A 14,450-nucleotide genomic window follows, 5' to 3' on the forward strand; every position below is an offset into this window, starting at 1 on the left:
CTATGAGTGGACGTCACCGTAAGCCCGCAACGTCGAGCGTCAGCGTCGCCAAGATCGCCTTCACGGGTGCGGTTCTTGGTGGCGGCAGCATCGCTCTGGCTAGCCAGGCGGGCGCAGCAACAGATCAAGAATGGGATCGGGTAGCCAGCTGCGAGTCAGGCGGCAACTGGGCTATCAACACCGGGAACGGCTACCACGGCGGCCTGCAGTTCACGCAGGGCACCTGGGCGTCGCACGGCGGCGGCGAGTACGCCCCGTCGGCGCAGCTGGCCACCCGGGAGCAGCAGATCGCCGTCGCCGAGCGCGTGCTGGCGACGCAGGGCCGTGGAGCGTGGCCGGTGTGCGGCCACGGGCTGTCGGGCCCGTCCCCCCGCAACGTCCTGCCCGAACCGGCCGGCTTGAACGCGCCGATCGACGCGCCCGGCCTGAACGGCGACCCCGGGCCGCTGGCGCCGCCGCCCGCAGCCCCGCCCCCGCCGCCCGCGCCATCGGCTCCCGTGCAGCTGGCCGGCAACGACCTGGGCGCACCCCCGCAAGCACCGCCGCCCGCCGATGCACCGCCACCGGCCGACGCTCCCCCTCCGGTCGACGCGCCGCCGCCGGCTGACGCACCGCCGCCGGTCGAGGCCGTGGCGCCCGCGCCGCCCGCCGACGCTCCCCCTCCGGTCGACGCTCCCCCGCCGCCCGCCGACGCACCGCCGCCGGTCGAGGCTGTGGCGCCCGCGCCGCCGGTCGACGCTCCGCCTCCTGCCGACGCACCTCCGCCGGCCGATGCGCCGCCTCCGGTCAACGCATCGACCGTTGGCTTCACGCAGCAGCTGTGGCAGGCCATCCGTGGACACGACATCCACGGCAACGACGCACTCGACGCGCTCGTTCAGGCGCCCGTCGTCTGATACCGCTAGGCCGAATTCACCCATTCTTCGGTGCCGTCATCGAAGAACTGGTGCTTCCACACGGGTAGCCGCGCCTTGATGGTGTCCACTAGCTGGGCGCACGTCTCGAACGCCTCCCGCCGATGGTCGGCGGCGACGGCCACCACCAAGGCCGCGTCGCCGATCCGCAGGCTGCCGATCCGGTGACTGGCCGCCACGGCGCGCACCCCGCTGGATCGCTCGGCGACCTCGGCGACCGCGTCGGCGAGGACCTGCGCGGCCGACGGGTGCGCGGAGTAATCCAGCCTGCTCACCCCGCGGCCGCCATCATGGTCCCGAACCATGCCGTCGAAACCGACAACGGCGCCGGCGGACTCGTGGCTCACCAGGTCCTGGTGCTCGGCCAGGGAGATCGGTTGCTCGGTCAGGGCGGCGCGCAGCACCAGCGTCACGGCCGGTGGTCCCCGCCCGCGAGTTGGTCGAGGGCGTGGTCCAGCACGCCGGCGAGCACGCCCAGGCCGTCGCGCACCCCGCCCGGCGAGCCCGGCAGGTTGACGATCAGGGTCCGCCCGGCCACGCCGCACACCCCGCGCGAGAGCACCGACGTCGGCACCTTCGCCTCGCCGGCGCGGCGGATCGCGTCGGCCAGCCCGGGGATCATGTAGTCCAGCACCGCCACCGTCTGGTCGGGGGTGCTGTCGGTGGGCGAAATGCCGGTGCCCCCGGACGTGACGATCAGGTCGACGCCGGCATCCACCGCGTCGTTGAGCGCCGCACCGACCGGGTTCCCGTCGGCCACCACCTGTGGCTCCACGGCGGAGAACCCGTGCCGGCCAAGCCATTCGGCGAGGATCGGCCCGCACTTGTCGTCGTAGACACCGGCCGAGGCACGGGTCGAGGCGATGATGATGCGCGCGGTTCGGTCGCTCATGAGGCGGTCCACGTTCCGCTTCGGCCGCCTTCCTTACGCAGCACTCGAATGTCGTCGATGCGGGCGGCCGGGTCGACCGCCTTGATCATGTCGTACAGCGTCAGCGCCGCCACACTGACCGCCGTCAGCGCCTCCATCTCCACGCCCGTGCGGTCGGTGCTGCGCACCGTTGCCGTGATCTCGATGTCCGACTCGCCCACGGCGAAGTCCACGTCGACGCCGGTCAGGGCCAGCTGGTGGCACAGCGGTATCAGGTCGCTGGTGTGCTTGGCCGCCAGAATGCCCGCGACCCGCGCCGTCGCCAGCGCATCACCCTTGGGCAGACCGCCGCTGGAAATCAGCGCCAGCACGTGTGCGGTGGTCCGCAACGCGCCCGCCGCGACGGCGGTGCGCCGGGTGGCTCCCTTTTCGGTGACGTCGACCATGTGGGCCGCTCCCCGCTCGTCGAGGTGCGACAGCGGACCGAAGCGGGATTCGCCGCCGGCGTCAGAAGCCCCAGCGGCCCGAGCCATCCCGCCTACCTATCGGTTGACGACGGTGACCGGGTGAACGTAGGGCAGGTCGTCGGAGGGGAGCGGAAACACCACTTCACCGAAGGGTGACAGGGCGCCCGTGCGGTCGGTCACGAGCTCACTTACCGCATGGTCGTCCGGGTCCGTCGTCGGCCACCCGTTGTCCACGTATCTGGTTTTGCGCGCGTCAGCCACGGGATACATTCTGACAGGTCCCGCAAGCGCGCGCGGCGCATGTCCGCAAGCTGGGCTGTGATCGGCAGCGTATCTGCGTTGGCCGACTGAATTACGCTGGTCAGCAATGACCGACAACACCCCGCACATCCCGCTGGGGTCGTGGCTGGCCGAATTGCCCGACGAGCGGCTGATCCGGCTCCTGGAGCTGCGGCCGGACCTCGCGCAGCCGCCGCCCGGCAGCATCGCGGCCCTGGCCTCCCGCGCCCAGGCACGGCAGTCGATCAAGGCCGCCACCGACGAACTCGACTTCCTTCGGCTCGCGGTGCTCGACGCGTTGCTGGTGTTGCACGCCAACAGCACGCCCGTGCCGACCGCCAAGCTGTTGGCGCTGATCGGCGATCGCGCCCCGCAGGACCAAGTCACCGATGCGCTGGAGGATCTGCGGCATCGCGCTCTGGCCTGGGGCGACACCGCGGTCCGGGTCGCTGGCGACGCCGGCACCGGGTTGCCCTGGTATCCGGGACAGGTCACGCTCGAAGACACCGAGCAGACCAGCGAACAGATCGCCGAACTGCTCGCCGGGCTCGACGAGGCGCAGACCGACGTGCTGGAGAAGCTGCTCGACGGATCCCCGATCGGGCGAACCCGCGACGCCGCGCCCGGCGCCCCGGCGGACCGGCCGGTGCCGCAGCTGTTGGCGATGGGCCTGCTGCGCCGGGTCGACGCCGAGACGGTGATCCTGCCCCGCCACGTCGGGCAGGTGCTGCGCGGCGAGCATCCCGGCCCGCTGCAGTTGACCGCGCCCGATCCGGTGGTGTCGACCACAACCGGCGACGACGCCGACGCCACGGCGGCCGGCGCCGTCATCGACCTGCTGCGCGAGCTCGATGTGCTGCTGGAAACCCTCAGCGCCGCACCGGTTTCCGAGCTACGCGCCGGCGGGTTAGGCATTCGCGAAGTCAAGCGGCTGGTTAAGACCACCGGGATCACCGAACCTCGGCTGGGCCTGATCCTCGAGGTCGCGGCCGCCGCCGGACTGATCGCGAGCGGCATGCCGGATCCACCGCCGATCTACGGCGAGGGACCGTACTGGGCGCCGACGGCGGCGGCCGACCGGTTCACCACCCTGTCGCCCGCCGACCGGTGGCACCTGCTCGCCGGCACCTGGCTCGAATTGCCGGGGCGGCCGACGCTCATCGGCAGCCGCGGACCAGACGGCAAGCCCTACGGCGCCCTGTCACATTCGCTGTATTCAACGGCGGCCCCGCTGGATCGCCGGCTGTTGCTGGGCATGCTCGCCGAGCTACCCGCCGGTGCCGGGGTCGACGCGACCACGGCGTCGCAGGCGTTGATCTGGCGCCGGCCGCGCTGGGCCCGCCGATTGCAGCCGGGGCCCGTCGCGGACTTGCTGGCCGAGGCTCAGGCGCTGGGCCTGGTGGGACGCGGCGCGATCAGCGGACCGGGACGCGCCCTGCTCGACGAGACGGAAGATCCCGGGCCCGCGATCGGCGCGATGACCCGAGCCATGCCGGAGCCGATCGACCATTTCCTGGTACAGGCCGACCTCACCGTCGTCGTGCCCGGGCCGCTGCAGCGCGATCTCGCCGACGAACTGGCCACGGTGGCCACGGTCGAATCGGCCGGCACCGCCATGGTGTACCGGGTCAGCGAGCAGACCATCCGCCATGCCCTCGACATCGGCAAGACCCGCGACTGGATGCATGCGCTGTTCGCAAACCACTCTAAAACCCCTGTGCCGCAGGGTCTTACCTACCTCATCGACGACGTCGCGCGTCGGCATGGCCAGCTGCGCATCGGCATGGCCGCGTCGTTCGTGCGGTGTGAAGACCCGGCCCTGCTGGCCCAGGCGGTGGCCGCGCCGGCCGCCGAGGAGCTGCAGCTGCGCGCCCTGGCGCCGACGGTGGCGATCTCGCCCGCGCCGCTCTCCGAGGTGCTGACGGTGTTGCGCGGCGCCGGTTTCGTCCCGGCCGCCGAGGATTCCACCGGCGCAGTCGTCGACGTCCGGCCCCGCGGAGCGCGGGTGCCAACGCCACAGCACCGCCGGTTCTACCGGCCGCCGCCGCGGCCCGGCAATGAGACTCTCAACGCGGTCGTCGGGGTGCTGCGCAGGGTGACCGCCGCGCCGTTCGGCAATGTCCGCGTCGACCCGGCCGTGGCCATGTCACTGCTGCAGCGGGCCGCAAAAGACCAGGAAACGGTCCTGGTCGGGTACCACGATGCGGCCGGGGTGGCCACCCAGCGCGTCATATCGCCGATCGTCGTCAAGGGTGGCCAGTTGGTGGCCTTCGATTCGGCGTCCGGGCGGGTGCGCGACTTCGCGATCCACCGCATCACCTCGGTGATGTCGGTCGACGACTGAATAATGGCTGTATGCCCGCCGGCGACGATGCAGAGCGAGGCACGAGCGATGGGGAGGAGTGGCGCTAGATGCCCGACGGACCGTTGATCGTGCAGTCCGACAAGACTGTGCTGCTCGAAGTGGACCACGAACAGGCCGGCGCCGCGCGCGCCGCCATCGCGCCATTCGCCGAGCTGGAACGCGCGCCCGAGCATGTGCACACGTACCGCATCACGCCGCTGGCGCTGTGGAACGCCCGCGCCGCGGGCCACGACGCCGAACAGGTCGTCGACGCGCTGGTGTCGTTCTCGCGCTACGCGGTGCCCCAGCCGCTGCTGGTCGACATCGTCGACACCATGGCGCGCTACGGCCGGCTGCAACTGGTGAAGAGCCCCGCGCACGGCCTGACGCTGGTGAGCCTGGACCGCGCCGTGCTCGAAGAAGTGTTGCGCCACAAAAAGATCGCGCCGATGCTCGGCGCCCGAATCGACGACGATACCGTCATCGTGCACCCCAGCGAGCGCGGCCGGGTCAAGCAGATGCTGCTCAAGATCGGCTGGCCGGCGGAGGATCTCGCCGGCTACGTCGACGGCGAGGCGCACCCGATCAGCCTGGCCGAGGACGGCTGGCACCTGCGCGACTATCAGCAGCTCGCCACCGACTCGTTCTGGGCGGGCGGCTCGGGTGTGGTGGTGCTCCCGTGCGGCGCCGGCAAGACGCTGGTTGGCGCCGCCGCGATGGCCAAGGCTCAGGCAACCACGCTGATCCTGGTCACCAACATCGTCGCCGCCCGGCAGTGGAAACGCGAGCTGGTCGCACGGACCTCGCTGACCGAAGAGGAGATCGGCGAATATTCCGGGGAGCGCAAGGAGATTCGGCCTGTCACGATCTCGACGTACCAGATGATCACCCGCCGCACCAAGGGCGAATACCGGCACCTGGAACTCTTCGACAGCCGCGACTGGGGGCTGATCATCTACGACGAGGTGCACCTGCTGCCGGCACCGGTGTTCCGGATGACCGCCGATCTGCAGTCCAAGCGGCGGCTGGGCCTGACGGCGACGCTGATCCGCGAGGACGGACGCGAGGGTGACGTGTTCTCGCTGATCGGCCCGAAGCGCTACGACGCGCCGTGGAAAGACATTGAGGCGCAAGGCTGGATCGCCCCGGCGGAGTGCGTGGAGGTCCGCGTCACGATGACCGACAACGAGCGGATGATGTATGCCACCGCCGAGCCCGAGGAGCGCTATAAGCTGTGCTCGACGGTCCACACCAAAATTGCTGTGGTCAAGTCGATTCTGGACAAGCACCGCGGCGAGCAGACCCTGGTGATCGGCGCTTACCTGGATCAGCTCGACGAGCTCGGCGCCGAGCTGGACGCCCCGGTCATCCAGGGGTCGACCAGGACCCGGGAACGCGAAGAGCTGTTCGATCAGTTCCGTCGCGGCGATATCTCGACGCTAGTGGTGTCCAAGGTCGCCAACTTCTCCATCGACCTTCCGGAAGCCGCGGTGGCGGTGCAGGTTTCGGGAACGTTCGGTTCCCGCCAGGAGGAGGCGCAGCGGCTGGGCCGGCTGTTGCGGCCAAAGGCCGACGGCGGCGGCGCCATCTTCTATTCGGTGGTCGCGCGCGACAGCCTGGACGCCGAATACGCCGCGCACCGGCAGCGGTTCCTCGCCGAGCAGGGCTACGGCTACATCATCCGCGACGCCGACGACCTGCTGGGTCCGGCCATTTAACCCGCGAGCAGACGCAAAGCCCCCGCGCGCACCCCATTTCGGGAGCTTTGCGTCTGCTCGTCGACAGGCCGGTGTCACCTACAGCGGAGTGGGCGGCGGGTACCAGGCTCCGGTCAGGACAAGAAGTTCGAAACCAGCCAGGAGCGTGCCCAGCCCGGCGGTGGCGGCGATCGGCATACCCACCGCGTTGACCAGCCCTTGGATGGGTGCGCCGTCGAGCATTTGCTCGATGCCGGCCCTGAACAGTTCCACGTCATAGGCCGGCACCGCCGTCAGCATGGCCGTCGCAATGTCCACCGTCGGCTGCACTTTCGCGACGGCGTTGGTGAAGTTGGTGACGAAGTCGCCTGTCGTCACCAAGGGTAGGTTGGTGAACGACGTCAGCGGAATGGTCGGAAGCAGGGTCGCGAAGTCCGTGTGCGCCAATGCAGCCAGGTCGCTGCCGGCGGCGGCGATACCCTCGTGGGCCCCGGCAACCAGCGCGGCCGTGATAGTCGACGGTTCGACATGCGGGAACAGCCCGAATCCCGTGGCCACCTCCGGAGGACTGGTGGAATAGCCATGAGCCGGATCGCCGTAACCCAGATTGACGAGCACCCGCAAATCCGGCTCGACCAGATCGGCGATCGTGTTGCCTACCAAAGGAATCGATCGCACCGGCTCCAGCAGCGGCAGATGCGGAATGGTGATCATGGAGTACGTGGTGTTGCCGGTATAGCCGGGTGACGTCGGCAGATCGACGAGGTGGTAGCCGCCCGGAAGCGATGCCGGATCCAAAGTCGGGTACAGACCATGGACGTAGTACAGGCCCGCGAAGGCGTTGAGGTCGGAGAGAACGTTGATCGGGTATCGCGGCCAGTCGGCGATGCCGTCGTATTCGAGCGTGTAGATGTGCGTCGGCCAGACCGTGTCCGACGGCGTCGCGCCGAAAAAGGTTAACCCCAGGCTCGGCATGTTGAGGCCCGCGAAGCGCGCCAAGAGGCCGCCGTTGGGATTCATCGGATCGCCGAGCAGCACGAAGCCGAGATCGCCTGCCGTCGGCGGGCTGACCATCGTCGCCAGCTTCTGCATTTCCAGCGAAGCGATGATGGCGCCCTGCGAAATGCCCTGCACAACAACAGGGCTGCCGCCGGGCTGGATGATCCCGTGCTGCCCGACGCCCGTCCCGAACAGGGTGCTGTCCAGGATTTGAACGCCCTGAGCCACCGACTCGTTGAGCGACAGAACGTTGGTACCGGTCAGCGGGTACAGCCCGGCAGGGGTGAACAGCGCCAGCGCGCCGGACAGGCTGCCGCCGGGGAAATTCGGCAGGACGTAGTTGGCGAAGACGGTCGTCATGTAGGGAGCGCTGGGGATCGGAATGCCGCTGCCGGAGATGAACACCGTCTTGTAGTTGACGGGAAACGGTGGGTCGGCTGGCGCCATCGCGGTCACCGCCGCGGACTCGGCCTGTTGATAGGAGCCCCCGGCGGCGGCCAACGCGTGCGAAAACTCGCCGTGCAGCGACGTCAGTTGCCGCGTGAGCGCGTGAAACTCCCGCCCGTAGTCGCTGAAAAGCGTCGCGACGGCCGCCGAAACCTCGTCCCGGGCCGCGGCCAGCAGACCGGTTGTCCGCTGCGCGGTCACCGCGTTGACTTGGTCGATCGACGAGCCCAATCGCTCAAGATCCGCGGCCGCATCGGACATGGCCTCCGGCGACGCCAGTACGTACGTCATTGACTGACTCCCCACGTTGGGCCCGGGCGGTGTTTCATCGCCCAGCAAGGCAACGTAGCAGCTCCACTCCGGAATTATTGGAGATCACCCTGAATTGGCCATGCCCATTCCGGCGGGCCGGCGCCGCGGCGTGGACCGAATCCCGTTGTCATGCAACGCAAAGCAGGTACGCAAGGCGTCCACCGCCATCGGCAATAAATCGCCTGCGTGTCAGCCGCGCACCCGCTACGGCGAGCAGACGGCGTTACAGCGACAGGATCGTCGCCGACGCGGTGCCGGGGGCGCCGTACACCTGCGCCAGCCCGACGCGCGGGTTGCCCGGCACCTGACGCTCGCCGGCCTCCCCACGCAGCTGGCGCACCAGCTCGTGCATCTGGCGCAGCCCCGACGCACCGATCGGTTCGCCGTTGGCGATCAGCCCGCCGTCGGTGTTGACCGGCATCGAGCCGTGGATCTCGGTGGCCCCGTCGGCGACGAGCTTCTCCTGTTCGCCGTCGGCGCACAGCCCCGTCTCGGCCATGTGGATGACCTCGTTGCCCGCGTCGGTGTCCTGCAGCTGGGCCACGTCGACGTCCTCGGGTCCGATGCCCGCGGCCTCGTAGGCGGCCTTGGCGGCATACACCGTCGGCGACACGTCCTCGTCGAGCGGCGCAAACGTGGCGTGCACCTCGTAGGCGCCGTAACGGCGGGTGCGGATCTCGCACGCCCGCACGTACACGGGCTTGTCCGTGTACTTGTGTGCCATGTCGGCGCGGCACATGACCACGGCCGCCGCACCCTCGTCGGGGGCACAGAACATGTACTGCGTCAACGGGTAGTTCAACACGGCCGAGTTGAGGATCTCTTCCTCGGAGATCGGCTTGCGGCGGAAGGCATTCGGGTTCAGCGCGCCGTTGCGGAAGTTCTTGGCGGCCACCTTGGCCAACGTGGCCTGGGAGACGTTGTGGTCGTGCAGGTACTTGTTGGCTTTCATCCCGAAGAACTTGGTGGTGACGAACTGCCCGTTCTGCGCATACCACTGCGGCAGCGCCAGCTTGGCGGGGTCGTCGGTGAACGCGCCGCGCGGGTGCTTGTCCAGGCCGATGGCGATGCCGATGTCGTACTTGCCCAGCCGAATGGTGTCCGCGGTCTGCTGAATGGCGCTGGCCGCGGTGGCACAGGCGTTGAAGACGTTGGTGAACGTGATGCCGGTCAGGCCGACCAGGCGCGTCACCGCGTCCGGGTTGGACACCTCGTGGCTGCCGCCGAAGCCGAACTGGATGTCCTGCCACCCCACTCCGGCGTCGGTCAGCGCGGACTGGATGGCCTCGGCGCCCATCTGCATCGCGGTCTTGTCGAACCTGCCGAACGGGTGCAGGCCCACTCCGATGATCGCCACATCGTTGGTCATGTCAGGACCCCTCTCCGACGGGCTGGAAAGCGAAGGTGACGATCTCGTTGCCGTCGGCGTCGGTGGTGAACGGCACCATGGTGAGCTCGACCTCCTGGCCGAACTGCAGTTTGGCGGGGTCGTTCTCGGTCAGCCGGCCCTCGACCCTGATCACCGCGTCTTCGCCCAAACCGAGCTGGACCAGGCCGACGCCGAACGGCACGAAGTCCTTGCCCGTCGGTCCGGCGTAGGGGGCCCCGGGTGGGAAGCCCTGGGTGGTCCAGGCGACGACGGTTCCGCGGCGCGGCAACAGCACCTCGCTGATCTGACCGCCGCTACAGCGCGGACACCACTGCTGCACGGGGAACGCGGTGGCACCGCAGTCGCCGCAGCGACTGCCGATCAGCTGCGGGTTTTCGTCGGGCCAGGTCGAGATTTCGGGGGCGAGTGCCTTCTGCATCGAGCGATCCTCCAGCGATCCTTCAAGCCGGCCAAAGAATGGACTCCCCAAAAGGTACAACAGCGTTCCATCAAAGTGGAAATTACATTCTCGCAGTCCGCGGTGGCCCAGCGTGCGGCCGGCCGCACGGTCGCGACGCGGGACGGGCAGAATGCTGCGTCGAAAGTCGAGAGGAGACAACTATGTCGATCACCGTGACCCTGGAACTCAGGTTCAAGCCCGACGCGGTGGCCGCGGGACGCGAGCTTATGCACCGGACGCTGGAAACCACCCGCGCGTTCGAGGGAAACCTCGGCACCGACGTGCTCGTCGACGCGGACGACGAAGCGCACTGGCTCGTCTACGAGGTCTGGGCGTCGGTGGAGGCCGACGACGCCTACCGCGCGTTTCGCGCCGGCGAGGGCAAGGTGACCGAACTGCCGCCGCTGCTGGCCGCGCCGCCCGTCAAGATCCGGTACACCACCAGCGATATCTGAGAAACACCTCAGCTCAGCGCGGGGATCACTTCGCGTTCGAACAACTCGATGCCGGAGCGGTCGTAGGCCGCTTCGGGGAAGTAACAGATCGCGTATTCGCAACCCAGGTCGCGGACTTTCGAAAGGCGCTCGATGACCTGCTCCGGCGTGCCCGTCGCCGCGTCCGGCACGCCGGCGACCATCGAATCCGCCACGGCCTCGGGCACATAGCCGACCAGGCGGTCCCGCACCCGCTTCAGTCGATCCTTGACGTCGTCCTCCGACGAGCCGACGACGGCGGTGAAGTTCGCCGACCGGACGATGGCGTCGAAGTCGGTGCCCAGCTTGCTGCAGTGCTGCGACAGCACCTGCGACTTGTGAGCGAAGGCCTCGAGCTCCGGCGTGAAGTTGGTGTACTGGGCGTACTGTGCGGCGATGCGCAGCGTCACCTTCTCGCCACCGCCGGCAATCCACAGGGGAATACCGTTGTCCTGCAACGGCTTCGGCGCGACGATCGCGCCGTCAACCTGATAGTGCTTGCCGGCGAAGCTGACCCTGCCGTCGCGCCAGGCGTCGCGCATGATCTGCACGCCTTCGTCCAGTCGGGCTAGCCGCACACCCGCGGAAGGGAAGCCGTAACCGTAAGCGCGCCACTCGTGTTCATACCAGCCTCCGCCGATACCCATCTGAATGCGACCGCCGGAGATGATGTCCGAGGTCGCCGCCACCTTGGCCAGGTAGACGGGGTTGCGGTAGCTGATCGCGGTGCACATCTGGCCGAGCTTGATTCGCGACGTGCTCGCCGCGTAGGCCGCCATCAGCGACCATGCCTCGTGCGTCGCCTCGTCGCTCGGTAACGGCACAGTGTGGAAGTGGTCGTAGACCCACAGTGAGTCCCACGCCCCACCGTCGGCGTAGGTGGCCAGATCGCGCATCACCTCCCAGTGCCGCGCGGGTTCGATGCCCACCAGATCCATTCGCCAGCCCTGCGGGATGAAGAGACCAAAGCGCATAGCAGGGACTCTAGCCCTGCCTCACGACACCCAACGCGGCCAGCGCGGCCTGCACCGACGCGGCGCGCAATGCGTCGTAAGCGGTGTCGGGAAATTGCAGGCAGCAGTCCTGCAGGCCGCCGAAGGCGACCACCGCGCGGGTGGACTCCTCGAGCGTCGGCCGCGGGCCGAACACGAGCCTGCCGAGCCGATCGCGCCACGCCAGCACCTTGTCGATCAGACCCAGGTCGGCCAGCATCGTCAGCTCGGTCAGCACCAGCACCATGTCCTGCCGGTGCCGGTAGTGGAAGTCGAAATACCCCTCCAGCAAGGTGCGGGCATCGCTTGCTCCACGGCTCTCCTGATCGCCGACGAATCGCTCGCCCTCGTCGATCAGCGGGACCAGGATGCTGCGCACCAACTCCTCCCGGGATGCGAAGTGGTAGTACAGCGCGGGTTTAGTGATGCCCAACCGGTCGGCGATGTCCTGCAGGCTGGTGCGCTGCACGCCCTGCTGGACAAACAGATCCCGGGCGACTTCCTGGATGCGCTGTCTGGTGTCCGACCGGGGCCCGCTCACGCCGACAGTTTAACTGACTTACCGATAGGTAAGCTTCGTGTTATGCTTACCGAACGTTAAGTAAGTACGGAGGTCGCCATGCGGATCCTGATCTCCGGGGCCAGCATCTCCGGCCCCGTGCTGGCCTACTGGCTCGCCCGGCACGGGTTCGAGGTCACCGTCGTCGAACGCGCCGCGAGCCTGCGCAAGACCGGCGGCCACGCCGTCGACCTGTTCCGGCCCGCGATGGAGATCTCGGAGAAGATGGGCGTGCTGCCGCGGATCGAGGCGCTTGCCACGGGGACGACGGAGCTGACCATCTATCGCCGCGGCGCGCGGCGCCCGGCGCACGTCGACCTCACCAAAATCACCGGCGCCGCGTCCGACCGGCACGTGGAGATCATGCGCGACGATCTCAGCGAGGTGTACTACGACGCCGGCCGCGACGACGTCGAGTACCTGTTCGGCGACTCGATCACGGCGATATCCGCCGACGGCAACGTGACTTTCGAGCACTCGGCGCCACGCGCGTTCGACGTGATCATCGGCGCCGACGGGCTGCATTCGAACGTCCGCCGCCTGGTGTTCGGCGAGGACGCCGGACGCACCCGCTTCCTCGGCGGCCACCTGGCCGTGCAGTCGGTGCCGAAAGCGCTTGCGCGCGATGGGGAAATGGTCGTCCACCTCGGGGCCGGCCGGTTGGCGGGGATCTACACGGCGCGTCCGCTGGACGACGCGCGGGCCCTGTTCCTGTTCCGCACCAGGGACGAATTGCACTACCACCATCGAGATGTGCCGCGGCAGAAGGAATTACTGCGCGAGGCGTTCAGCGGCGTACACCCGCAGGTGGACGGTTGGCTCGACCATCTCGAACACACACCGGCGTTCTATTTCGATTCGATCACCCAGCTGCAACTGGACACCTGGTCACGCGGCCGCGTCAGCCTGGTCGGCGATGCGGGGTACTGCCCGGGGCCGGCCGTCGGCGGTAGCACCAGCATCGCTGTGCTCGGCGCGTACATCCTGGCCGGCGAGCTCGCGCGGTCCGACGGTGACTATGCGCGCGCGTTCGCGGCCTACGAGCGGCAGATGGGCGAACCGGTGCGCGGCAGCCGCGCCTTTGCCCGCGCCACGGCCAAGAGCATCGTGCCCGAGTCCGCCGCCGGGGCGTGGGCGCTGACCCGCGGCGCCCAGCTGATCTCCCTGCTACCCGCCGGGCTGACCAGGGCCGTCGCGAAGCTCAACACCAAAGGCGTGCGCCTCTACGACTCCATGCCGGTGCCGTTCTAGCCCGAGCAGTCCCCCGCAAGCGGGCGGTGCCCCCAGCAAAAGCCCCTTTTCGTGCCTCAAAGGGGGCTTTTGCGTCTGCTCGCGCCACCTTGGCAACATGGGCGTAGAAGCTACCGACGAGAGGACTGATCTGAATGGAGCTCACCGGCCTCGGGGTGTGGAGTAGTCAACTGCGTTACGGCGACGCATCCGAATCCGCCGACGCCGCGGCGGAACTGGACGAACTCGGCTATACGGCACTGTGGATCCCCGACGTGGGCGGGGCCGTTTTCGACGCGGTGGCCCACCTGCTCGCCGCGACCAAACGGACCGTCATCGCGACCGGCATCCTGAATCTCTGGATGCACGAACCCGGCGACGTCGCGCAGTCCTATGCCGCACTGACCGACGAGCACGGCGATCGCTTCCTGCTGGGGATCGGGGTCAGCCACGCGCCGCTGATCGACTCCCGCCAGCCCGGGCGGTACCGCAAACCACTGGCCGCGACGGCCGCATTTCTGGACGGGCTGGATGCCGCCGAGAAGCCGGTTCCCACCGATCGTCGGGTCCTTGCCGCGCTGGGCCCGAAGATGCTGGAGTTGTCCGCGACCCGTGCCCGGGGAGCGCACCCCTACCTCGTCACGCCGGAGCACACCGCTTCCGCCCGTTCGACTTTGGGTGAGGGGCCACTGCTGCTGCCCGAACAGACCGCCATTCTGTCCGACGATGCCGACGAGGTGCGCAGCATCGGAACCGACTGGCTGCGCTCGTATTTGGCGTTGCCGAACTACGCGAACAACCTGCTGCGCAGCGGCTTCAGCGAAGACGAGGTGACCCGGGTCAGCGATCGCCTGTTCGACGCGATCATCGCGTGGGGCGACGAAGAGGCGATCTTGCGCAGGGTCGACGAGCATTACGCCGCCGGAGCCGACCATGTTTGCGTGCAACTGCTCGAGGCTGACCCGACGAGCTTTCCCCGTGAGCAATGGCGCCGGCTCGCCGCGGCGAACCGAAACCGCGCGGGATCAACCTGAACC

The 14,450-nt window shown here is 68.6% G+C and carries 15 protein-coding genes; 6 read left to right on the top strand and 9 right to left on the bottom strand.

Translation table 11 applies throughout. The annotated features are described in order from the left end of the window. Positions 1-2: 2 nt before the first annotated feature. The gene (locus AC5Y5V_RS21700; protein WP_499939739.1) at positions 3-896 is read left to right on the top strand and encodes a transglycosylase family protein; all 894 of its coding nucleotides are present in this window, start codon (positions 3-5) and stop codon (positions 894-896) included. 5 nt (positions 897-901) lie between these two features. Here AC5Y5V_RS21700 and AC5Y5V_RS21705 read toward each other — a convergent pair whose 3' ends face one another. From AC5Y5V_RS21705 to AC5Y5V_RS21720, 4 genes are read right to left on the bottom strand one after another with little or no spacing between them, the layout of a single operon-like run. Continuing rightward, the gene (locus tag AC5Y5V_RS21705) at positions 902-1,327 is read right to left on the bottom strand and encodes a molybdenum cofactor biosynthesis protein MoaE (protein WP_499939741.1); all 426 of its coding nucleotides are present in this window, start codon (positions 1,325-1,327) and stop codon (positions 902-904) included. After that, the gene (locus AC5Y5V_RS21710) at positions 1,324-1,806 is read right to left on the bottom strand and encodes a MogA/MoaB family molybdenum cofactor biosynthesis protein (protein WP_499939743.1); all 483 of its coding nucleotides are present in this window, start codon (positions 1,804-1,806) and stop codon (positions 1,324-1,326) included. Before AC5Y5V_RS21710 ends, AC5Y5V_RS21705 begins: the two co-directional genes overlap by 4 nt. Continuing rightward, positions 1,803-2,318: a cyclic pyranopterin monophosphate synthase MoaC gene (gene moaC / locus AC5Y5V_RS21715; protein ID WP_499939745.1), complete on the bottom strand. Its 516-nt coding sequence runs from the start codon at positions 2,316-2,318 to the stop codon at positions 1,803-1,805. The genes AC5Y5V_RS21710 and moaC overlap by 4 nt, the downstream gene beginning before the upstream one ends. 9 nt (positions 2,319-2,327) lie before the next feature. Next, positions 2,328-2,522, bottom strand: coding sequence for a hypothetical protein (locus AC5Y5V_RS21720; protein WP_499939747.1), 195 nt, complete (start codon positions 2,520-2,522; stop codon positions 2,328-2,330). Positions 2,523-2,619: 97 nt separating this feature from the next. Here AC5Y5V_RS21720 and AC5Y5V_RS21725 point away from each other — a divergent pair, with 97 nt between their 5' ends. Continuing rightward, the gene (locus AC5Y5V_RS21725; RefSeq protein ID WP_499939749.1) at positions 2,620-4,875 is read left to right on the top strand and encodes a helicase-associated domain-containing protein; all 2,256 of its coding nucleotides are present in this window, start codon (positions 2,620-2,622) and stop codon (positions 4,873-4,875) included. Positions 4,876-4,943: 68 nt separating this feature from the next. Continuing rightward, entirely contained in the window at positions 4,944-6,593 is a 1,650-nt protein-coding gene (locus AC5Y5V_RS21730; protein WP_499939751.1) for a DNA repair helicase XPB, read from the top strand. 78 nt (positions 6,594-6,671) lie between these two features. Here AC5Y5V_RS21730 and AC5Y5V_RS21735 read toward each other — a convergent pair whose 3' ends face one another. The 3 genes from AC5Y5V_RS21735 to AC5Y5V_RS21745 form a co-directional block, all read right to left on the bottom strand. Continuing rightward, complete coding sequence (locus AC5Y5V_RS21735; RefSeq protein WP_499939753.1) at positions 6,672-8,309, bottom strand: PE family protein; 1,638 nt, start codon at positions 8,307-8,309, stop codon at positions 6,672-6,674. 244 nt (positions 8,310-8,553) lie between these two features. Continuing rightward, complete coding sequence (locus AC5Y5V_RS21740) at positions 8,554-9,699, bottom strand: thiolase family protein (protein WP_499939755.1); 1,146 nt, start codon at positions 9,697-9,699, stop codon at positions 8,554-8,556. 1 nt (position 9,700) lies between these two features. Continuing rightward, positions 9,701-10,138, bottom strand: a complete 438-nt coding sequence (locus AC5Y5V_RS21745; RefSeq protein WP_499939757.1) for a Zn-ribbon domain-containing OB-fold protein — start codon at positions 10,136-10,138, stop codon at positions 9,701-9,703. 182 nt (positions 10,139-10,320) lie between these two features. Between AC5Y5V_RS21745 and AC5Y5V_RS21750 the strand changes: the two genes are divergently transcribed. Then, complete coding sequence (locus tag AC5Y5V_RS21750) at positions 10,321-10,614, top strand: putative quinol monooxygenase (protein WP_499939759.1); 294 nt, start codon at positions 10,321-10,323, stop codon at positions 10,612-10,614. An 8-nt stretch (positions 10,615-10,622) separates the two neighbouring features. On the opposite strand, the gene AC5Y5V_RS21755 is transcribed toward AC5Y5V_RS21750, so the two are convergent. Together AC5Y5V_RS21755 and AC5Y5V_RS21760 are read right to left on the bottom strand one after the other, a co-directional pair. Then, a complete protein-coding gene (locus AC5Y5V_RS21755) occupies positions 10,623-11,606 on the bottom strand; it encodes an LLM class F420-dependent oxidoreductase (protein ID WP_499939761.1) in 984 nt (327 codons plus the stop codon). Between the two features lie 10 nt (positions 11,607-11,616). Then, positions 11,617-12,165 (bottom strand): TetR/AcrR family transcriptional regulator, encoded by a 549-nt coding sequence (locus AC5Y5V_RS21760; protein WP_499939763.1) that lies wholly within the window; start codon positions 12,163-12,165, stop codon positions 11,617-11,619. A gap of 78 nt (positions 12,166-12,243) precedes the next feature. Here AC5Y5V_RS21760 and AC5Y5V_RS21765 point away from each other — a divergent pair, with 78 nt between their 5' ends. Next, positions 12,244-13,434, top strand: a complete 1,191-nt coding sequence (locus tag AC5Y5V_RS21765) for an FAD-dependent monooxygenase (RefSeq protein WP_499939766.1) — start codon at positions 12,244-12,246, stop codon at positions 13,432-13,434. Between the two features lie 134 nt (positions 13,435-13,568). Then, positions 13,569-14,447 (top strand): LLM class F420-dependent oxidoreductase, encoded by an 879-nt coding sequence (locus AC5Y5V_RS21770; RefSeq protein WP_499939768.1) that lies wholly within the window; start codon positions 13,569-13,571, stop codon positions 14,445-14,447. Positions 14,448-14,450: the final 3 nt, after the last annotated feature.

It is taken from the genome of Mycobacterium sp. NGS68, assembly GCF_059812195.1.